The sequence below is a fragment of the Acidimicrobiales bacterium genome (genome assembly GCA_035547835.1).
GTDB lineage: Bacteria > Actinomycetota > Acidimicrobiia > Acidimicrobiales > Iamiaceae > DASZTW01.
The window spans coordinates 233122-252775 of the sequence record DASZTW010000008.1 but is presented as its reverse complement, the minus strand read 5'-3'; the positions used below and the strand labels follow the sequence as shown (position 1 = coordinate 252775).

Below are 19654 nucleotides of genomic sequence, written 5' to 3'. Positions count from 1 at the left end.
CCGCCCGGCCCCAGGGCCGCCGGAAACCCCTCGCTACGAGGGTTGCAGGCCGCTGACCTGCGCCGACGCGGTCAGCGGATCGCGAGCGGGAGGGTGGCGTGGTGGGCCAGATCGGTGATCGGGCCGGGGATGATGCCGAACACGACCACGAACAGCACCGCGAGGCCGAGCCCGATGCCGGCGAACACCGGGATCTTGATCCGGGCCGCGCTGGTGACGGGCTGGTCCTCGTCGCCGGTGTACATGTTCACCACGATCCGCAGATACAGGTACGCCGAGATCACCGAGCCGACCATCGCGATCAACGCGAGCCAGTAGGAGTGGGCCCGCACCGCGGCGAGGATCACGTAGAACTTCCCGACGAAGCCCACCGTGAACGGCACGCCCGCTTGCGCGAGCAGGAAGATCGTGAGCACCAGCGCCAGGGTGGGTTGGCGTCGAGCGAGGCCGACATACTCCGACAGCTGGTGGTGGCCATCGCCACGGCGACCGAGCACCGTGAACACGCCGAACGTGCCACCCACCATGAACGTGTACGCGGCCAGGTAGAACAGCGCCGCCCACAGACCTTCCCTGGTGGCGGCTTCCACACCCACCAACACGTAGCCGGCGTGGGCGATCGACGAGTACGCCATCATGCGCTTCACGTCGGTCTGGACGATCGCGAGCACGCCACCGATGAGGATGCTCGCCACCGCCAAGACGTAGACGATCGGCTGCCAGTCGAGCCGGTACGTGCCGAACGCGAGGTACAGGACCCGCAACATGGCAGCGAAGCCGGCGGCTTTCACCGCTGAGGCCATGAACACCACGACCGGGGTGGGCGAGCCCTGGTACACGTCGGGTCCCCACATGTGCAGTGGCGCGGCCGTGACCTTGAAGCCGAAGCCCACAAGGAGCAGCGCGATGCCGGCCACGAGCAACCCGTCGTTGGTGAGCAGTTGGCCGTTTGAACCGCCGAGGAAGTCGACGATCCGCAGGAGGTTCGTGGTCCCGGTGGCGCCGTACACCAGCGAGATGCCGTACAAGAAGAACGCGGAGGAGAACGCGCCGAGGATGAAGTACTTCAGCGCCGCCTCACCCGAGCGGGTGCGCCGGAGGTGCGAACCGGCCAGGACGTAGACGGCGATCGACAGGATCTCGAGGCCGAGGAACACCACGATCAGGTCGTTGGCGAACGCCATGACCAGCCCGCCCGACGCCGACAGCAGCATCAGCACATAGACCTCAGGACCTTCGAGGCCCTCTCGCCGCAGGTAGCCGTCGGCGAACAGCGCTGCCAGGGCCGTGCCGGCGCAGATCACGAAGGTGAGGAACAGCGAGAAGCCGTCGATGCCGACCGAACCGGCGATCGTGGTGTAAGCGCCGTGGTCGGACACCTTGTGCCACAGCGGGATCGCGGTGATGCCGGCGGCGATGGCGATGAGGGCGGTGAGCGGGGCGAACGCCCGCCGCACCGGCTCGGTCCGCAGCAGGGCTCCGAGCACGAGGACGACCAACGACCCGGCCACCAGGACCAGGAACGGGGTCAGCGCGTACCAGGAGACGTTCGGCAGGTGGAAGTCCGCCGACGTGCCACCGGCCTGACCAATGAGGCCGATCACTTGGCCCCCTCCTTGTGCGTCAGGTGGATCGCTTCGTTCGGCGTACCGCCGCTGACGGCCGGCTGGCGATAATGGCTGTGCTGCTCGACGTGGGCGATCAAGTGGTCGACCGAAGGCTTGATCCGGTCGAGCATCGGCTTCGGGTACAGCCCGAGCCACAGCATCAGCACCAACAGCGGCGCCAAGACCGCGCCTTCCTTCCAGTGCAGATCCTTGATGTTGGCGTTGTCCTCGTCGGGCGTCCCGTGGAAGACCCGCTGGTAAGCCCACAACAAGTACAACGCGGCGAGGATGACACCGATCGCCGCCACGACCGTCCACCACTCACGGGTGAGGAACGAGCCGACGAGGATGAGGAACTCACCCGCGAAGCCGTTCAGGCCGGGCAGGCCGATCGACGCGAACACCGTGAAGATGAACACGGCGGCGAGGATCGGCGCAGCTTTCTGCATGCCGCCGAGCTTGGAGATCTCACGGGTGTGGCGCCGCTCGTAGATGAACCCGACGAGGAGGAACAAGGCGGGGGTGGTGATCCCGTGGTTCACCATCTGGAACACCGAGCCCTGGATGCTCTGGGTGGTCAAGGCGAACGTGCCCAGCGCGATGAAGCCCAGGTGGGCCACCGAGGAGTACGCGACGATCCGCTTGAGGTCCTTTTGCATGGCTGCGGTGACCGCGCCGTAGAGGATCCCGATCACCCCCAAGGTGACCAGCGCCGGTGCGAACCAGACCGCCGCCTCCGGGAAGAGGTACAGCCCGAAGCGCAAGAAGCCGTACGTGCCGAGCTTCAACAACACGCCGGCCAAGATGACCGAGCCGGCGGTCGGCGCCTGGGTGTGGGCGTCGGGCAGCCACGTGTGCACCGGGAACAAGGGCACTTTCACCGCGAACGCGATCGCGAACCCGGCGAACAGCCAACGGGCCGTGGTCTTGGCGATGCCGCCATCGTGGACGATCTGGACCAAGTCGAACGTGAGGTGGCCACCGTGACCGTGGGCGTGCAGCGTCACCAGCGTCACCAACGACACGAGCATGAACGCCGAGCCGAGCATCGTGTACAGGAAGAACTTCGTGCCCGCGTACTTCCGGTCGTCGTAGCCCCACCCGATGATCAAGAAGTACATCGGGACCAGCACGATCTCGAACATGATGAAGAACACGAAGAGGTCCAGCGCCACGAACGTGCCGAGGCAGCCGAACTCCAACAGCAACATCCACGCGACGTAGCTCTTGTGGTTCTTGTGCGCGTCGGCCCCGAGCAGGCCGATCGGGAACAAAAGACCGGTCAGCACGACCAGCCACAAGCTGATGCCGTCGACTCCGAGGAACCAGTCGATCCCGAGCGGCTTGATCCAATGGGCCCGGTCGATGAGTTGGAAGCCCTCGGAATGAGCGAGGCCGTTCTTGCCAGTGGTCGCGAGGTGCGGGTGTGTCTTGAACTTGAACAGCACCCAGAGCGTGAGCGCGAACGTGGCGATCGAGAAGATCACGCCGAGCAACTTGGCGACGTCGGGGCGCTCCCGCGGGAGCAGGGCCACCACCAGCGCGCCGAGCGCGGGCAGGATCACCATCACGCTGAGCAGCGGGAAGGTCGGGCTGGTCGAGGCGAAGATCGTTGAGGTCATCTCTCTGGCCCTGTCAGAAGTTCGCCCGGACGAGCACGAAGCCGACGAGGACCACCACGCCGATCGCGATCGTGAGCGCGTAGTTGCGGACGTAACCGGACTGCACGCGGCGTGTACCGCGTCCCAGCCCCCGGACCAGGCGACCGACCCCGTTGACCGCACCGTCGATCACATAGCGGTCGAACCAGAACGTGACCCACTCGTAGGCCTTTCGACCGGGGCCGCCCATGAAGTCGGAGACGGCCTTGTCGTAGTACCAGCTCTGTTCGAGGATCGCTGGTTCGAGCTTGCGCTGCTGCTCTCGGGTGCGCTTGGTGTACAGCGCCCACCCGACGGCGATGGCGATCAGCCCGACGATCACCGCGCCGACTTCGAGCGCCCACTCGGTCTTGGTGCTCAAGTGGAACGCGACCTCACCTGGCACCGATGGCTCAAGCCAATGTTCGAGCACTTTGAACTTGTCGCTGAACGGCAAGTTCAAGAGGCCGCCGAACGCCGCGCCGATCGCCAACACCACCAAGGGCAAGGTCATGAACGCCGGCGACTCGTGCGGTGTCACCGGGGAACCGTGCTCCACGTGGTGCGGTGCGCCGGGACCCTGGGGCAACGGGTTGCCGTCGGCATCGTGCGTGGCGTGGGCATGCTCGCCGTGCTCGTCGTGGGCGCCGTGCTCGGCCTCGGTCCAACGACGCTCACCGAAGAAGACCAGCACGACCTCGCGGGTCATGTAGTACGCGGTCATGATCGCGGTGATCAGGCCGATCGCCCACAGCGCCGGGTTCTTGTGGAACGCGGCACCCAGGATCTCGCCCTTGGACCACATGCCCGAAAACGGCGGCACACCGGCGATCGCCAGCCACGCCACGATGAACGTCGCCGACGTGATCGGGAAGAACTTCCGCAGGCCACCCATCCAGTTCATGTCCTGCTCGTTGTCCATCCCGTGGATGACCGAGCCGGCACCGAGGAACAGCAGCGCCTTGAAGAAGGCGTGGGTGATCATGTGGAAGATCGCCGCGACGTACGCCCCGGATCCCACGGCCAGCACCATGTAGCCGAGCTGACTGACCGTCGAGAACGCCAGGACCTTCTTGATGTCGCGCTGGCTGATGGCGATCGTGGCCGCGAAGAACGCGGTGCCGACACCCACCCAGGCGATCAAGGTGCCGAGCCACGGCGACGCGGCGGCGAGCACCGGGTTCATGCGCACCAGCAGGTACACGCCCGCGGTCACCATCGTGGCCGCGTGCATGAGGGCCGAGACCGGCGTGGGACCGGCCATGGCGTCGGGCAGCCACAAGTACAACGGGAGCTGGGCCGACTTGCCGGCAGCGCCGAGCAGCACCAGCACACCGATGACGGTGAGCGTGGTGGTGGCGGTGCCGGACAGGTGCGAGAACATCGTCTGGTAGTCGAGCGAGCCGAAGGCCTTGAACGCGAAGAACATCGCGACCATGAAGCCGAAGTCGCCCACCCGGTTGGTGATGAACGCCTTCTTGGCCGCTGACGAGTTGGATTCGTCCTGGAACCAGAACCCGATGAGGAAGTAGGACGCCGCGCCGACGCCTTCCCAGCCGAGGAACGTGACCAGCAGGCTGGAGCCCAACACGAGCACGAGCATCGAGCTGGCGAAGAACGCCAGATAGATGAAGAACTTCGGGAAGTCCGGGTCGCCGTGCATGTAGCCGACGGCGTACAAGAAGATCAGCGTCGCCACGAACGTGACGAACAGGCACATGGTGATCGACAGCGGATCAGCCAGGAAGCTGAGGTCGACCTTGAAGCCGCCGACGTGGAACCACGTGAAGATCTTCTGGACGTGATGCCGTTCCTCACCGTGCATCTGGCGCAAGCCGATGTACGTGAGCACCGTGGCGACGAACGACAGGCCCATGGCGCCGGTGGCCACGAACCCGGCGGTCGGCTCGCCCAGCCGGCGACCGATGGCCACCAGCAGCACGAACGCGGCGATGGGCAGGGCCGGGATCAGCCACACGAGATGGACCAGCGCGGGCACGTGGACGGCGTGCTCGGCGCCGCTCTCGAGCGCGCCGGCGTGCAGGGCCGGGACGATGCCTCCTAGGAGCATGACGGAGCTTCTCCCCTAACCCTTGAGCAGCGAGATGTCGTCGGCGTTGGCATCGGGCCGGCGTCGGAGGATGGCGACGATGATCGCGAGTCCGACCGCGACCTCGGCCGCCGCCACCACCAGCACGAAGAACACGAGCACCTGGCCTGCGGTGTCGCCGAAGCGACGGGCGAAGGCGACGAACGTGAGGTTGACGGCGTTGAGCATCAGCTCGACCGACATGAACATCACGAGCGGGTTGCGGCGCAGCAGGACGCCGAGCGCGCCGATCGTGAACAAGATGGCAGCCAGCCCCGTGTACCAGTCAGTGGTGGGCCGCATCGTGGCCAGCACAGGCAGCACGGACAGCATCAGTAGTCAGCCTCCTCGGTCTGGGCCTCGAAGACCGGCTCGTCGTCGTCGATCGACGGGTCGTCGATCGTGGTGAGCCCCGGGCGTCGTCGGGCCAGCAGCACCGCACCTACCACGGCGATCACGAGGAGCAAGGACGTGACCTCGAACGCGAACAGGTAATCGGTGAACAAGAGGTGGGCGATCTGGGTGACGTCGGGCAACCCTTTGTCGCCTGCTCTCGCCGAGAACGTGGCGGCATCGCCGGTGATGGCGCTTTTCAGCACCACGAACACCAGGCCTGCGCCGAGCAGCAGCCCGGCGACCACGCCGATGGGTCGTTGACCCACGAGCGGGTCGCGCCGCATGTCTTCGAGCCGGTCGACGCCGAGCAGCATGATCACGAACAGGAACAGCACGACGATCGCGCCTGCGTAGACGATCACCTGTACCGCGGCCAAGAAGTTGGCGCTCTGGGCGATGAACAGCAATGCGACCCCGCCGAGCGTCGTGAGCAGCGACAGCGCCGCATGCACGGTGTTGCGGTTGAGGACCACGCCGAGCGCGCCGCCGAGGATCATCAGGGCGCCGAAGAGGTAGACGACTGCTTCCATCAGTCGCCTTCCTCGACTCGCACGAACGGCGCCTCACGGGGCATGCGCTTCGCCGACATGATCTGCTTGGCGGCGTCACGCTTCACCGGCGGTTGGATCCAGACGGGATCAGGATTGGCGTCCTCGGCGCCTTGGCCGTTCTCGGGTGCGCGGACGCCGTACCCGAGCTCGCCGGCCCATCCGACCTTGCCTTCGAAGGCGGCGTTGCCCGCAGACGCCGTGGCCCGCATCCAGGCGGAGGTGTACTCGTCCTCGCCTTCACGCCAGTCCTCCCAAGGCAGCTCTTGTGGCTTGCCGGTGGTGGCGTCGACCAACAACTCGTTGCGTGTGTAGATGGCATCGAGGCGGTTCGTGAACGAGAACTCGAACAGCTTCGACTCGGTGATGGCCTCCGTGGGACAGGCCTCCACACACAGGTCGCAGTGGATGCAGCGGAGGTAGTTGATCTCGTAGATGTAGCCGAACCGCTCACCGGGACTGGTGGGGTCGGTGGGGTCGTTGTCCTTGCCGCGGACGAAGATGCATCGCGCCGGGCACACGCCCGCGCACAACTCGCAACCGATGCACTTCTCCATGCCGTCCTCGTAGCGGTTGAGGACGTGGCGGCCGTGGATGCGGACCGGCTTGCGGCGCTTCTCCTCCGGATAGGAGGTGGTGACCATCCGCTTCTTGCCGACCTGCTTGATCGTGACGAGAAATCCGCCCAGGTAGCCCATCAGCTCCAGACCTCCACGGTGGGCGACAGCGCGGCGACGTGCGTCATTCGAACGCCTCCTCGTGCTCGAGCCGGTGCGTGCGGGCCACCCGGTTTGCCGCGGCGAGCGCCGCATAGCCAGCGAGCAGGACGACCACGCCGACGAGGATCACCAGCGCCACGTTCCAGTTGCGGTCGTGCCCGACCCGCACACCGATCAGCAGCAACAGCCAGCCGAGCGACAGCGGGATCAACACCTTCCAGCCGAGGTCCATCAGCTGGTCGTACCGGAAGCGCGGCAGCGTGGCTCGCACCCAGACGAAGCCGTACAGCAGCACGAGCACCTTGGCGAAGAACCACACGACCGGCAGGATCCAGACCTTCAGGAACTCGGGTCCGAACGACGGGCCGCTGGGGCCGCCGAGGAACAGCGTGGTCAGCACCGCGGCGAACGTCACGGAGTTCATGAACGACGCCAAGTAGAAGAGCGCGAACCGAAACGACGAGTACTCGGTGTTGAAACCCGCCACCAGCTCCTGCTCGGCCTCGAGCAGGTCGAACGGCGGACGTTCGATCTCGGCCGTTCCGGCCAGCAAGAAGATCACGGCCGGCACGATGCCGGTGATCCACAAGTTCCAGTGCCAGGTGTGCTGGGCGAACACGATCGAGCTGGTCTCGAGCGCCCGGATGCCGTTGGCCTGGCCAGCGGTGACGAGGAAGATCGCGGCGACCGACAAGCCCATGGCGGCCTCGTACGACACCATCTGGGCGGTGGCCCGCACGGAGCCGAGCAGCGGGTACTTCGAGCCCGATGCCCAGCCGGCGAGGATCACGCCGTAGACCGCGATCGAGGTCATGGCCAGCACCATCAAGAAGCCGATCGGCGGATCGGCCAGCTGGAGGCGGGTGTAGTGACCGAAGATCGACACCAGCCCGCCGTGCGAATCGTTGAACAGCCCACCGATCGGAATCACCGAGAACGTGAGGAACGCCGGGAACAGCGCCAGCATCGGCGCGATGGCGAACGCGACGCGGTCGGCGCGCGCCGGCACGAGGTCTTCTTTGAAGAGCAGCTTCGTGCCGTCGGCGAGTGTCTGGAGCAGACCGTACGGGCCGGCGCGGTTCGGGCCGAGACGGTTCTGCATGTCGCCGATGATCTTGCGCTCGAACCAGACCATGAACATGGTGGCGACCAGCAAGAACACGAAGACGAGCACCGTCTTGAGCACGACGATGCCGAACACACCCCAGTCGAGGTGGCCGCTCAGCATCGGGTCGAGGCCGAAGATCATGAGGTCGTCTCCACACGCACGTCGCAGACCGACTCGCCGGCATCGACGAGCTGGCCGACGAGACCGGTCGACTGGTCGATCGTCAGCACCGCCACCCCCCGCGGGACGTCGTGGTCGGCGACCAACGCCACGTTGCTCGAGCCCTTCGCCGACGACACCCGGACCGTGGCGCCGTCGCCGACACCCAGCCGCTCGAAGTCATAGGGGTTGACCCGCAGCGGCCGCTCGGCGGCGAGGCCGGCCAGCGAGCCCGAACGCCGGACGAGAACGCCGTGGTCGTACAGCTTGCGCTCGGCGACCAGTCGCAGCGAGTACGCATCGCGCTTGGGCGCCTCAGCCGTCGGACGGTCGGTCCACGTGACCGGTGCCGGACGGGCCGGCGCCGGACCGGCCGCCGCGCCGGGGCTGGCGTTCGGGGCTTCCGAAGCAGCCTGGCGCCCGTAGGAAGCGAGCTCGGCGTACTCGTCGTCTTCGGCGGCGCCCTCGGCCTCGCGGACGTTCTCCGCTTCGGTGAGCGCCTCGGCGCGCTCGGCGGCTTCGGCGCCGCCGATCGGCGACACGCCACCCGCGACGATGAAGTGGCGACCGGCACCAGGGTCGTCGGCGTCGAGCGGTCGAGGCCCGATCAGCCCGTCGGGGTTGAGGTCGAGCGCCACGGCGGTCAGGCCCTCGTGGGCGTGCGACAGCCGGGTGATCTCATCCCAGATGCCGGCGACCGACTCGAGCTCCATGTCGGCGCCGAGCCGGAACGCCAGCTCGGCCGCGATCATCCAGTCCTCCCGAGTCGTGCCCGGCGACGACACCTTTCGCTCGAGGCGGGTGACGCGACCCTCGAGGTTGGTCGTGGTGCCCGACGCTTCGGCGTAGCCGGCGGCCGGCAACACGATGTCGGCGAGACCGGACGAGTCGGTGAGGAACAGATCGACAGCGATGACCGTACGAGCACCGGCCAGCGCGCGCTCGGCAAGATCACGATCGGGGAAGTCGGCGATCGGGTCGGCACCGAGCAGCACGAGGGTGTCGATCTTGCCGTCGGCGGCGGCCTGGAGGATCCCGCGGGCGTCGAGCCCAGCGGCCGTCGGGACGTTGTCGGACTTCCAGCCGTGGGCGAACCAGTCGCGGCCGTCGGCGAGGCTCACCCGCCCGGGCAACATGCCGGGCGCAAGGCCCAGCTCGATGGCGCCCATCACGTTGCCGCGGCGCAGCGCAGGCAGGAACCGCACGCCCTCGATGCCGTCGGACAGCACCCTGGCAGCCGCGACCACCGCGTCGGCGGACTCGGCGATGTTCGGCCGGCCGAGGATGACCGTGACCGGACCGTCGGCGGCGGCGAGCGCCGTACGGGCTGCCTCGAGCGCGGCGGCGTCGACACCTTCGGGCAGCGGGCCCGAGGCCACGAGGGCACGTGCGACCTCAGCCGCTTCGCCGGGGTGCAGCACCAGCGACGCCGCGGCGTACTGGGTCAGGTTGGTGTGGCCTTGCGCGAGCTCGATGAACGTGACGCCGTCTTCGACCGCGGCGTGCCGAAGTCGCAGGTAGAGCACCGGTAGCTCTTCCTTCACGTCGCCCGACAACACGATGACGGTGCCGCCGGGACGGCACACGTCGTCGATCGTGGCGCGGGGCAGTCCGAGCACGACGTCGGCTGGCAGGCCGTCACCGAGCTGGGCGTCGACGTTGTCAGTGCCGATCACGCCTTTGGCCAACTTGGCCCAGGCGTACGCGTCTTCGTTGGCGAGACGGGCACCACCCAGCACTGCGACGCCCGAAGGCCCGGAGCGGTCGAGCCCCTCGCGGATGGCATCCGCGGCCGCGCTCAGCGCGTCGACCCAACGCACCTCGGCGAGGTCCGCGTCGGCCGACGGCCGTGCCAGCGGATCAGTGAGCCGATCCTCGTGGGTGAGGTACTGGAAGTCGTAACGACCTTTGTCGCACATCCAAGAGTGGTTCACCGGGTCGGAGTCGACGCCGTTGTAGCGCAGCACCCGGTTGCGCGAGGAGTCGATCGTCACCCGGCAACCGACCGAGCACGTGGTGCACGTGGACTCGACCTGCTCGAGGTCCCATGGCCGGGCCCGGAACCGGTAGTCGACGGACGTGAGCGCGCCGACCGGGCAGATCTGCACGGTGTTGCCCGAGAAGTACGACGCGAACGGGTGGTCGGGGAAGGTGTTGATCTCGCTGTCGTAACCACGACCCTGGAAGTGGATCAGCGGGTCACCCGCGACTTCCTTGGCGAAGCGTGTGCAGCGGTCGCACAGGATGCAACGCTCGCGGTCGAGCAGCACGAGGTCGCTGATGTTGATCGGCTTCTCGAGGTGCCGCTTCTCCTCGACGAACCGGCTCTCACCCGGACCATGGCTCAGGGTCTGGTCCTGCAGCGGGCACTCGCCACCCTTGTCGCACACCGGGCAGTCGAGCGGGTGGTTGATGAGCAGGAACTCGAGGATGCCGTCCTGCGCCTTCTTGGTGACCTCGCTGTCGGTCTCGACGCTCATGCCGTCGGTGCACTCGATCATGCACGAGGGCTGGAGCGCCGGGCCGCGGCCGGTGTCGATCTCGACGATGCACATGCGGCACATGCCCACCGGCCGCATGCGGTTGTGGTAGCAGAAGCGCGGGATGTACGTGCCGTTGCGCTCCGCGGCATCGATCACCAGCTCGCCCTTTCGGGCCTGGATCTCCTTGCCGTTGACCTTCACGGTGACGGTGGTCTCGGCGGTCGCGTCGGCGGGGGCGTCAGACACCGGCCGTCTCCTCAGATGCTGTGGCGGTGCCGTTCGAGCTCGGCGGTGGCAGGTACGCCGCGCCGCCCACCTTCACCGTGACAGGAGCCGGGGCGCCGATCTTTGCCTCGAACTCGTCGCGGAAGCGGGTGATCGCACCGGCGATGCACGGCGTGGCCGACTGCCCCAGCGGGCAGATCGTGGTCTGCTTGGGCGGCCACACCAGCCCGGGGCTGATGTTGTCGGACACGTCGAGCAGCAGATCGAGGTCCTGCGGGCGACCGTGGCCGTCGACGATCCGCTGCAGGATGGTCTCGAGCCAGGTGGTCCCCTCCCGGCAGGGCGTGCACTTGCCACACGACTCCCGGGCGAAGAACCGCACCAGGTTCAGCGCGGCTTTGACCATGTCGGTGGTCTCGTCCATCACCACGATGGCGCCCGAACCCAACATCGACCCTGCCTTGCCGACCGCGCCGGCTTCGAGCGGCAGGTCGAGGTGCTCCTCGAAGAGCCACGGCGCCGACGCCCCGCCGGGGATGAAGGCCTTGAGCTGGCGGTCGCCGCGGATGCCGCCGCAGTACACCGGGGCGTACAGCAGGTCGCGGAACGTCGTGACGCCGAACTCGACCTCGTAAACGCCCGGTCGCTTGACGTGGCCGGACACTGCGAACATCCGGGTGCCCCGTGACGCTTCGGCGCCGTACTCGGCGAACGCCTTGCCGCCGTTGACCATGATCCAGTTGAGGTTGGCCAACGTCTCGACGTTGTTGACCACGGTGGGCTGCATGTAGACGCCCTTGGCGGCCGGGAAGAACGGCGGCTTGAGTCGCGGCATGCCGCGGTTGCCTTCGAGCGACTCGATCAGCGCGGTCTCTTCACCGACGATGTAGGCGCCGGCACCCCAGTGCAAGGCGATGTCGATGGAGAAGTCGGTGCCGAGGATGTTCTTGCCGACGTAGCCGGCCGCGTACGCCTCGTTGAGCGCCTCGCCCAACCGCTCGTGGGCGAAGGCCATCTCACCACGGCAGTACAAGAACGCCTGCGAGCAGCCGATCGCATAGCAGGCGATCAAGATGCCTTCGATGAGCTGGTGCGGATCGCGCTCCATGAGGATGCGGTCCTTGTACGTGCCCGGTTCGGATTCGTCGCCGTTCACCACCAGGTAGCGCGGGTAGACGCCCGGCGGGCAAAAGCCCCACTTGGTGCCGGCGGGGAATCCGGCGCCGCCGCGCCCGAGCAGGCTGGCGTCTTTGACTTCCTGGTGCACGGCCTGCGGGGTGGTCGCCAGCGCCTTGCGCAGGCCCTGGTAACCGCCGGTGGCTTCGTAGCGGGCGATCGTGTGGGCGTCGTCGTACTGCGCGAGGCGTCCGGTGACGATCTTCGGCGCGTCGGTCACGGCCATCAGCTGGCTCCCTCGGCGTCGGCGGTGCGGGCGATCCACGCCGGCACGATGTTCTGGTCGGGCATTGCGTTGCCTGCCGCGCGGTCGGCCGGGATGTGCTGGCGGAACTCGCGGCGGGCAAGGGTGCCGTGCGGCGGGATCTGGTCGTCGAGCTTGCCGGCGCGCAGATCGTCGACGAGCTGGTCGAAGTCGTCGAAGCTCACCTTGTAGCCGAAGCGGTAGTTGACCTGGAGGCACGGGGCTTCGGTACAGGCGGCTTGGCACTCTGCGTGCTCGAGCGTGATCTTGCCGTCGGGCGTCGTGCCACCGGCCTTCACGCCGAGCTTCTCCTCCGCGTGTGCGATCAGCTCGTCGGCACCCATGATGTGGCAGGCGATGCCGTGGCAGATGTTCACGAGGTAGTGGCCGACGGGCTCACGTTTGAACATCTCGTAGAAGCTGCAGGTGCCGATCACCTCGGCGGGTGTGACGCCCACCAACTCGGCGAGGTGCTCCATCGCGTCGTCGGCGACGTAGCCGTCTTGCTCTTGCGCGAGGTGGAGCAACGGGATCAAGGCCGACTTCGGGCGTGGGTACCGCCCGATGATCTCCTTGGCCAGCTCGGTGTTTTCAGGGGTCAGTCTCGGCACAGCCCGCCTACCTCAGTGGAAACGGACAACGTCGTGCAAACTGGCGATGTCACCGATCGACGCCTCCGAGGATGGGGTCGATCGACGACACGATCGCGACCGCGTCAGCCACCAGACCTCCCCGCATCATGTGGGGCAGGCATTGGAGGTTCACGAAGCTGGGCTCGCGGATGTGCATGCGCCACGGACGGGCGGATCCGTCGCTCGCCATGTAGCAACCGATCTCGCCGCGCGGCGACTCGATGGCGGCGTACGTCTCGCCCGGCGGCACCTTGAAACCTTCGGTGAAGATCTTGAAGTGGTGGATCAGCGCTTCCATCGACTCGTCGATGCGTGCACGAGGCGGCGGCGTGACTTTGCGGTCTTGGATCCTGTAGTCGCCTTTGGGCATGAGGTCGATGATCTGCTCGATGATCCGCAGCGACTCGCGCACCTCGTTGAGCCGGATGGCGTACCGGTCGAAGCAGTCGCCGTACGTGCCGACGACGACGTCGAACTCGACTTGGTCGTACTTGAGGTACGGCATGTCCTTGCGGAGGTCCCACGCGTAGCCGGTGGACCGCAGGATCGGGCCGGTGGCACCGAGCGCCAGCGCTTCCTCGGTGGTGATCGAGCCGACGCCTTGGAGACGCTCGCGCCAGATCGGCTGGTTGGTCATCAGCGTGTCGTATTCGACCAACCGCTTCGGGATGGTGGTGAGCAACGTCTCGAGCGGCCTTTGCCAGCCATCAGGAAGGTCGGCCGCCGTGCCGCCGACGCGGATGAAGTTGTGGTTCATCCGCAGGCCGGTGACCATCTCGAGCCAGCGCAGCACTTCCTCGCGCTCGCGCCAGCCGTACAACATCATCGACACCGCACCGAGGTCCATGCCGTTGGTGGCGAGGAACATGAGGTGGCTGGCCACCCGCTGCACCTCGCACAGCAGCATGCGGATCCAGATCGCCCGCTCGGGCAGTTCGAGCTCGAGGAGCTGCTCTGCAGCGGTGCAGTAGACGAGCTCGTTGAACATCGGGGCGAGGTAGTCCATGCGGGTGACGTTGGTGCACCCCTGGACGTACGTCAGCTCCTCGCCCGTGCGCTCCATGCCCGTGTGCAGGTAGCCGATGACCGGCTTCGTGCGCAGCACGGACTCGCCGTCGAGCTCGAGCATGAGCCGCAGCACCCCGTGCGTGGACGGGTGTTGCGGTCCCATGTTGATGATCGTGGTCTCTTCTTCGGAGGGCTCTCGCTCCGCGAGGCGCTGCGCCTCTGCCTCCGACATGCGCAGGACGCAGCCCTGCTCGCGCAACACATCGGGGCCACCCGCGCGACGCGGCTGCATGGTCTGCGCGCCTTCGTCGGTCTGCGACGACAGGCGCAACGTGGACTCGTCGAGACCGAAGAGGTCGTGGCGCAGGTGCTCCGGCACCTCGGCGTCCGCCCCCCCGAGGTCGTCTCGTTGGTCTTGGTCTTGGTCTTGGTCGTGGACGTGGGTGGTCATCGTGATGGAGCCCCCTTGAACTGCACGGGGATGCGACCCAACGGATAGTCCTTGCGAAGTGGGTGGCCCTCCCAATCCTCTGGCATGAGGATCCGGGTGAGGTCGGGGTGGCCCTCGAAGCGGATGCCGAACATGTCGAACACCTCGCGTTCGAGCGATTCGGCACCAGGGTGGAGCGGCACGAGTGAGTCGACGACGCAGTCGTCCGCCGGTACTTGGATTCGAAGCCGGATCCGCTGGCGCTCCTGGTGCGAGATGAGCGTCACGAGCAGCTCGAAGCGGGCGCCCGTCACACCGGCCGGCAGATCCCGCGGTGCCTCGTAGCCGAGGTAGTCGACCGCGGTCACGTCGAGCAGTTGCACCCAACCCTCGTCGCCGATGGCCGTCACGAGTGCCACGAGATCTTCACGAGGGACGTGAACAGTCCGCTGGCCACGGCTGTACGTGACCGGGTGACCGTGGAAGGTCTCCCCCTCCGCCACCACCGGGGCCTCGGCGGCGTCGCCGACGGTCGTCTCGTCGCTCATCAGCGACCCACCGCCACCGGGACACCGGCGCTCGGGGCGCGTTGGCCGTCGACCTGCTCGATCATGACGCCCGCGCCCGCACCGGTGGCCTCACGGCGCCGCAAGATCTCACCGTTGCGGATCAGGCCGTGCAAGGTGACGATCGCGTGCGTGAGCGTCTCGGGGCCGGGCGGGCAGCCGGGGGCGTACACATCGACCGGCACCACCTGGTCGACGCCCTGGACGATCGCGTAGTTGTTGAACATGCCGCCGGTGCTGGCGCAGACGCCCATCGAGATGACCCACTTGGGCTCCATCATCTGGTCGTAGACCTGGCGCAGCACCGGGGCCATCTTCTGCGAGACGCGGCCAGCCACGATCATGAGGTCGGCCTGGCGCGGCGAGGCCCGGAAGACCTCCATCCCGAAGCGGGCGAGGTCGTAGTGCGAAGCGCCGGTGCCCATCATCTCGATCGCGCAACACGCGAGCCCGAACGTCGCACCCCAGCAGCTGCGGTAGCGGCAGTAGCGGACGAAATCCTCGAGTTTGCCGGTGAGGAAGTTGTGCGGGATCCCCGCCAAGCCGTCGTCTTTGATGTCGCCGATGAGTCCCATCAGGCAGCCACCTCCTCGTCGCGTCCTTCGAGGCCGACCCGCTTGATCGTGGTGGCCGCGGTGCGGCCCACCGACACTTGGTCGCCGCCACGCCGCAGGTGCTTGATCGGGCCCCAGTCGAGCGCGCCGTTGGCCAACAAGAAGATGAACGCCGCGAACACCGCCACGGAGAACACGATCATGTCGATCAGGCCGTACGCCCCGAGCTCGCGATACGACGTGACATACGGATAGATGAAGATGATCTCCACGTCGAAGACGATGAAGATCATGGCCACCAGGTAGAAGCGCACCGGGAAGCGCTCGGGCGGCTCCTCGGTGGGGACGATGCCGCACTCGTACGGCGCTTCTTTGGCGTCAGTGGGTCGCTTGGGCGCCAGGATCTGCGACGCCGCGAAGCTGAACACCACGAACAGCAGCACCAGCACGGTGAGGGTCAGGATCGGAAGGTATTGACCCATGGCTCACACTCCTGCCGTCTCGGGTCGGGGCGCCGCCCGCAACGCCATGGCCACCTTGTCACGCCGGTGGAGCGTGGTGAGGCAGATGGCGAGCAGGATCGCGCTGAAGAGGAAGATCGCGAAGCTCGGTTGGCGCACGGACCCGAGGTCGCGGACCATCACGATGTTGTAGACGGGCTGGGTCGCGTCGGGGACGCCTGTCGGGGGCGCCTCACCGGGCTGCGCAACTTGGTGGACCGCCGGACGCACCTGCACCACTGCGTAGTGGGTGGGGTTGCTGCCGATGAACCACATGGCCGTGGTCTCGACCCGGTGCAGCACCCGGTGCACGATCGAGGTGCTGGTGCCGATGCCCGGCTTGCCACCCTTGTCATAGGTTCCGAGCACCACGAACTGGTTGGTGTCGGTGAACTTCGGGGCCGTGCTCTCGGTGGTGAGGTACTGCGTCGCGGTGGCCGAAGCGTCGGACGCGTTCTTGTCGGCCGTGGGCAGCAAGCGCCAGCCACCCGTCTGCTTTTGCAACTCGGCGCGGGCCTGCGCGCTGGCACCGCTGATGTCGGACAAGTTGACGAACCGCTGTTGGGTCGCGAACGCCGACTCGAGGTGGTACTTGTCGATCAGCTCGTCGGGGGACGGTAGCTTGGACGGTAACGGCAGCGTTCGGACCGCGCTGATCGAGGCCTGCGCCGGGCTTCCGACCGTGACCTCCTTGACCTTCCACTCGGGCGCGCGGCCCTTGTAGCCCAGGCCGTACAGCATCCACACGATCGACAGCGCGGTGAGCACACCGGCGACCGCGCTCAGCCCCAGTAGGAACCCGAGCCGGTGGCCGACGTTGGTGGTCAACAAGATGTACGTCGAGCCCATGAGCACGCCGACGGCCACCGCGAGCAAGACGATGGCGCGCAGCCCCGGGTCCCACGTGAGGCCGGCAAGGAGGTGCAAGTGCGCCATCAGAGACCTCGCACGTACTCGACGATGGCCTGCACGTCGGCCTGGGTCATCATGCCGCTCCCTGGGGTGCCCTGATCTTGCTTGGCCACGTTCGGCAGGTTGGCCAGCGGATCGGTGTCAGGGTTGTACGCCGGTGACTGGCAGAACCCGGGCATCTTGCCGGTGCCCTGGCCGTGCACGCCGTACTGCTTGCCCTGGTCCGACCCGGCACAGACGAACGCGATCTGCGCGTCGAGCCCCTGCACCGCACCCGGGAACTGCCGCAGCGAGTCGCCGTTGGTGAGGTTCGGCCCGAGCGCGCCGTCGCCATCGGACTGCTTCTCGCCGATGCTCCAGCCCTGGGTGTGGCAACGACCGCACGAGTACGCGCCGCCGGCGACGTCGGCGTAGTAGCCGAGGTTGAACAACGCCTGACCGTCGCTCGTGTACGGGTGGCCTGCCTTGGCGGCCGCGGCCTTCTCGTCCTCGAGGCCTTGGGCGACCTGGGCCTGCGCCTGCTTGGGCGTGATCTGGATGCTCTGCAAGTAGTTGATGAGCACCTCGATCTCCTGGGTGGTGAGCGGACCACCACCTTCGGCACCCCACGCGGGCATGGGTGAGAACGGCCGTCCGTACGTGAGGATGTACCGCACCTCGTCGCGGCTGTAGCGCAACAGCACCGTGTTCAGCGCCGGCGCCTGCCAGCTCACCTGCTCAACGAACCGACCCGCCGAATCGGTGACCGTGTACTTCGCGTACGTCTTGTCGCCTTGTGCCTTCATGCCGCCGTGGCAGTCGGCGCAACCCAACCCGCCATCGGCGGCCGGGCCGAACATCTCGGCGCCCTGCTTGATGAACTTCTGCTCGAAGCCCTGTGTGGCGTTCTTCTCGCGGCCGGGCTCGCGCAAGCCGTACAGCGGCACCACCAGGACCACCAAGGCCAAACCCAGGAACGCCATCAGACCGGCACGGTTGAGCTTCTTGGTCTCGAGCTCCTGATCCGACAGGTACGGCCGGCGGTTGATGGCGAGCTCGGTCTCGGACCCGACCTCGTTGCGACCCTTGCGGAGGTTGGCGAAGGCGAACAGGAACGCGCCGACGGCGGCGAGGAAGAACAACACCCATCCGATGGATTCCTGAATCGGTTGCTTCCCACCGCCGGACGAGGCTGCCTGCCGGACCAGCGCGAGCATCATCGAAGTCTCAGACACAGTGAGGACCCTCTGCCTCCTGGCCGGTGGTGTCGGTGCCGATCGGTGGACCGAGGATCACCGTGCCCGTGTCGACGGTGAGCGAGCCACCGCTCACCTCGGACGCGAAGCGGTCCATGCCCCGAGGTGCCGGACCACCCTTCTTTTCCCCCACCTGGTTGTACTGCGAGCCGTGGCACGGGCACTCGAACCACTTCGAGGTCAGGCACTGCGGCACGCGGCAACCGAGGTGAGGACACTTCTGGTACAGCACCGTCACGCCCGCTTCCATCGCGGTGAGCTCGGCGGGGACGTACACCGCCTTGGCCTTGGTCAACGCGTACGAGGGGTAGCGGGTCAGCCACATCTTTCCCTCGGGCACGTAGTAGAAGCCGTTGTTCTTGTCGATGTTGGCGAGGATGTCGGAGATCTTCCCCACGCTGATCTTCGAGCCGAAGCCGCCGCCGCCTTGCGGCCAGAGGAACTCGAGGATGCCGGCGCCGAACACCGCGAGTCCGGTGGCGAACAGGGTGACCATGCCCCGGTTCAGGAACTGCCGGCGGGCCATTCCGACCGCGCGCTCGTCAGGCGGCGTCCACGGGGCCGGGACGTCGGCGCCGTCGACACCCGCGAGCGCCCGCGTTGCGGCCTTGCGCTCCGCGGCCCGGGCCTGCTTGTCGCGCCGCCTGGTCTCCAGCGTCAGGCGACCGACCGCCTTGTCGGTCTGGCGCCGTCCCACGACAGCGAAGATCACGACGGCCGCCAGCAAAGCGACGACCAGCACGATGATGGCGATGAGGATGGTCACGTCGGAAGGCCTCTAGAGGGTGAAGAACACGCCGTCACGCCACGGCAGCACGAAGTTGAACCCCGGACCACGGAACAAGGCACCGAGGATCACGAGCGTCGCCCATGTCATGAGGAACACCGTGTAGACGGACACCGCGTACTTGCGGTCCTCGGGTCGGTGGCTCGGGTTCTGGTCCACGTACGGGGTGAGGATCAGGGCAGTCAACAAGATGCCGGGCATCAACACGCCGGACACCATCGGGTTGGCGTACGTCAGAAGCTCCTGCAGCCCGATGAAGTACCACGGCGCCTTCTCGGGGTTCGGCGTCTTGTTCGGGTTCGCCAGCTCCTCGAGCGGTGCGTTCACGAAGATCGAAAAGATCGTGACGAACGCCAAGACGGTGAGGGCAGCCACGAACTCGACGATCAACAGGTGCGGCCAGACGTTGACCTTGTCGGTCGGCTGCGCACGCAGCTGTTGGATCGAGCCCTGACGGATCACGTCGGCGAGGCGATCGTCGAGCGGAGGACGGTCGAGCACCGCAGTTGCGGTGCCGCCGCCGCCGGCGGACCCGTTGCCGTTCGTGGCGGCCGCCCGTCGCGCCGCCTCCGCCCGTCGCAGGAGCTCCGGGGGGATGTCGCTCATCGCACCCACTCCTCTCGTTGGACTCGCACG

Annotated in this window: 18 protein-coding genes; all 18 read right to left on the bottom strand. The window is 67.0% G+C overall.

From position 1 onward, the window contains the following. Nucleotides 1-71: 71 nt before the first annotated feature. The 18 genes from VHA73_09855 to VHA73_09770 are packed head-to-tail and all read right to left on the bottom strand — an operon-like array spanning nucleotide 72 to nucleotide 19624. Nucleotides 72-1604 (bottom strand): NADH-quinone oxidoreductase subunit N, encoded by a 1533-nt coding sequence (locus tag VHA73_09855; protein HVX18326.1) that lies wholly within the window; start codon nucleotides 1602-1604, stop codon nucleotides 72-74. Next, the gene (locus VHA73_09850; GenBank protein ID HVX18325.1) at nucleotides 1601-3229 is read right to left on the bottom strand and encodes an NADH-quinone oxidoreductase subunit M; all 1629 of its coding nucleotides are present in this window, start codon (nucleotides 3227-3229) and stop codon (nucleotides 1601-1603) included. The genes VHA73_09855 and VHA73_09850 overlap by 4 nt, the downstream gene beginning before the upstream one ends. Nucleotides 3230-3242: 13 nt before the next feature. Beyond that, nucleotides 3243-5318 carry an NADH-quinone oxidoreductase subunit L gene (gene nuoL / locus VHA73_09845; GenBank protein HVX18324.1) on the bottom strand — a complete coding sequence of 692 codons (2076 nt, stop codon included), beginning with the start codon at nucleotides 5316-5318 and terminating at the stop codon, nucleotides 3243-3245. 15 nt (nucleotides 5319-5333) lie between these two features. Further along, nucleotides 5334-5639: an NADH-quinone oxidoreductase subunit NuoK gene (nuoK, locus tag VHA73_09840; protein HVX18323.1), complete on the bottom strand. Its 306-nt coding sequence runs from the start codon at nucleotides 5637-5639 to the stop codon at nucleotides 5334-5336. Between the two features lie 29 nt (nucleotides 5640-5668). After that, the gene (locus tag VHA73_09835) at nucleotides 5669-6262 is read right to left on the bottom strand and encodes an NADH-quinone oxidoreductase subunit J (GenBank protein ID HVX18322.1); all 594 of its coding nucleotides are present in this window, start codon (nucleotides 6260-6262) and stop codon (nucleotides 5669-5671) included. Beyond that, complete coding sequence (nuoI, locus tag VHA73_09830; protein ID HVX18321.1) at nucleotides 6262-6978, bottom strand: NADH-quinone oxidoreductase subunit NuoI; 717 nt, start codon at nucleotides 6976-6978, stop codon at nucleotides 6262-6264. Before nuoI ends, VHA73_09835 begins: the two co-directional genes overlap by 1 nt. 43 nt (nucleotides 6979-7021) lie before the next feature. After that, nucleotides 7022-8248, bottom strand: a complete 1227-nt coding sequence (locus VHA73_09825) for a complex I subunit 1 family protein (GenBank protein ID HVX18320.1) — start codon at nucleotides 8246-8248, stop codon at nucleotides 7022-7024. Continuing rightward, a complete protein-coding gene (gene nuoG / locus VHA73_09820) occupies nucleotides 8245-10995 on the bottom strand; it encodes an NADH-quinone oxidoreductase subunit NuoG (protein ID HVX18319.1) in 2751 nt (916 codons plus the stop codon). The genes VHA73_09825 and nuoG overlap by 4 nt, the downstream gene beginning before the upstream one ends. After that, nucleotides 10988-12376 carry an NADH-quinone oxidoreductase subunit NuoF gene (gene nuoF / locus VHA73_09815; GenBank protein ID HVX18318.1) on the bottom strand — a complete coding sequence of 463 codons (1389 nt, stop codon included), beginning with the start codon at nucleotides 12374-12376 and terminating at the stop codon, nucleotides 10988-10990. Before nuoF ends, nuoG begins: the two co-directional genes overlap by 8 nt. Further along, a complete protein-coding gene (locus VHA73_09810; GenBank protein HVX18317.1) occupies nucleotides 12376-13005 on the bottom strand; it encodes an NAD(P)H-dependent oxidoreductase subunit E in 630 nt (209 codons plus the stop codon). The genes nuoF and VHA73_09810 overlap by 1 nt, the downstream gene beginning before the upstream one ends. Before the next feature lie 49 nt (nucleotides 13006-13054). Beyond that, nucleotides 13055-14485: an NADH-quinone oxidoreductase subunit D gene (locus VHA73_09805; GenBank protein HVX18316.1), complete on the bottom strand. Its 1431-nt coding sequence runs from the start codon at nucleotides 14483-14485 to the stop codon at nucleotides 13055-13057. Next, nucleotides 14482-15012: an NADH-quinone oxidoreductase subunit C gene (locus tag VHA73_09800; protein HVX18315.1), complete on the bottom strand. Its 531-nt coding sequence runs from the start codon at nucleotides 15010-15012 to the stop codon at nucleotides 14482-14484. Before VHA73_09800 ends, VHA73_09805 begins: the two co-directional genes overlap by 4 nt. Continuing rightward, entirely contained in the window at nucleotides 15012-15605 is a 594-nt protein-coding gene (locus VHA73_09795; protein HVX18314.1) for an NADH-quinone oxidoreductase subunit B family protein, read from the bottom strand. The genes VHA73_09800 and VHA73_09795 overlap by 1 nt, the downstream gene beginning before the upstream one ends. After that, complete coding sequence (locus VHA73_09790) at nucleotides 15605-16066, bottom strand: NADH-quinone oxidoreductase subunit A (GenBank protein ID HVX18313.1); 462 nt, start codon at nucleotides 16064-16066, stop codon at nucleotides 15605-15607. Before VHA73_09790 ends, VHA73_09795 begins: the two co-directional genes overlap by 1 nt. A gap of 3 nt (nucleotides 16067-16069) precedes the next feature. Continuing rightward, nucleotides 16070-17020 (bottom strand): hypothetical protein, encoded by a 951-nt coding sequence (locus VHA73_09785; protein HVX18312.1) that lies wholly within the window; start codon nucleotides 17018-17020, stop codon nucleotides 16070-16072. Next, entirely contained in the window at nucleotides 17020-18210 is a 1191-nt protein-coding gene (locus VHA73_09780) for a hypothetical protein (GenBank protein HVX18311.1), read from the bottom strand. Before VHA73_09780 ends, VHA73_09785 begins: the two co-directional genes overlap by 1 nt. After that, nucleotides 18203-18997, bottom strand: a complete 795-nt coding sequence (locus tag VHA73_09775) for a Rieske 2Fe-2S domain-containing protein (GenBank protein ID HVX18310.1) — start codon at nucleotides 18995-18997, stop codon at nucleotides 18203-18205. The genes VHA73_09780 and VHA73_09775 overlap by 8 nt, the downstream gene beginning before the upstream one ends. 12 nt (nucleotides 18998-19009) lie before the next feature. Further along, nucleotides 19010-19624, bottom strand: coding sequence for a menaquinol-cytochrome c reductase cytochrome b subunit (locus VHA73_09770; protein ID HVX18309.1), 615 nt, complete (start codon nucleotides 19622-19624; stop codon nucleotides 19010-19012). Between the last annotated feature and the right edge of the window lie 30 nt (nucleotides 19625-19654).

Excerpts from the sequence above, each read along its gene's own strand:
- VHA73_09850 (HVX18325.1), bottom strand. The coding sequence starts at position 3,229 with ATGACCTCAACGATCTTCGCCTCGACCAGCCCGACCTTCCCGCTGCTC.
- nuoL (HVX18324.1), bottom strand. The coding sequence starts at position 5,318 with ATGCTCCTAGGAGGCATCGTCCCGGCCCTGCACGCCGGCGCGCTCGAG.
- nuoK (HVX18323.1), bottom strand. The coding sequence starts at position 5,639 with ATGCGGCCCACCACTGACTGGTACACGGGGCTGGCTGCCATCTTGTTC.
- VHA73_09835 (HVX18322.1), bottom strand. The coding sequence starts at position 6,262 with ATGGAAGCAGTCGTCTACCTCTTCGGCGCCCTGATGATCCTCGGCGGC.
- nuoI (HVX18321.1), bottom strand. The coding sequence starts at position 6,978 with ATGGGCTACCTGGGCGGATTTCTCGTCACGATCAAGCAGGTCGGCAAG.
- VHA73_09825 (HVX18320.1), bottom strand. The coding sequence starts at position 8,248 with ATGATCTTCGGCCTCGACCCGATGCTGAGCGGCCACCTCGACTGGGGT.
- nuoF (HVX18318.1), bottom strand. The coding sequence starts at position 12,376 with ATGGCCGTGACCGACGCGCCGAAGATCGTCACCGGACGCCTCGCGCAG.
- VHA73_09805 (HVX18316.1), bottom strand. The coding sequence starts at position 14,485 with ATGACCACCCACGTCCACGACCAAGACCAAGACCAAGACCAACGAGAC.
- VHA73_09800 (HVX18315.1), bottom strand. The coding sequence starts at position 15,012 with ATGAGCGACGAGACGACCGTCGGCGACGCCGCCGAGGCCCCGGTGGTG.
- VHA73_09795 (HVX18314.1), bottom strand. The coding sequence starts at position 15,605 with ATGGGACTCATCGGCGACATCAAAGACGACGGCTTGGCGGGGATCCCG.
- VHA73_09790 (HVX18313.1), bottom strand. The coding sequence starts at position 16,066 with ATGGGTCAATACCTTCCGATCCTGACCCTCACCGTGCTGGTGCTGCTG.
- VHA73_09785 (HVX18312.1), bottom strand. The coding sequence starts at position 17,020 with ATGGCGCACTTGCACCTCCTTGCCGGCCTCACGTGGGACCCGGGGCTG.
- VHA73_09770 (HVX18309.1), bottom strand. The coding sequence starts at position 19,624 with ATGAGCGACATCCCCCCGGAGCTCCTGCGACGGGCGGAGGCGGCGCGA.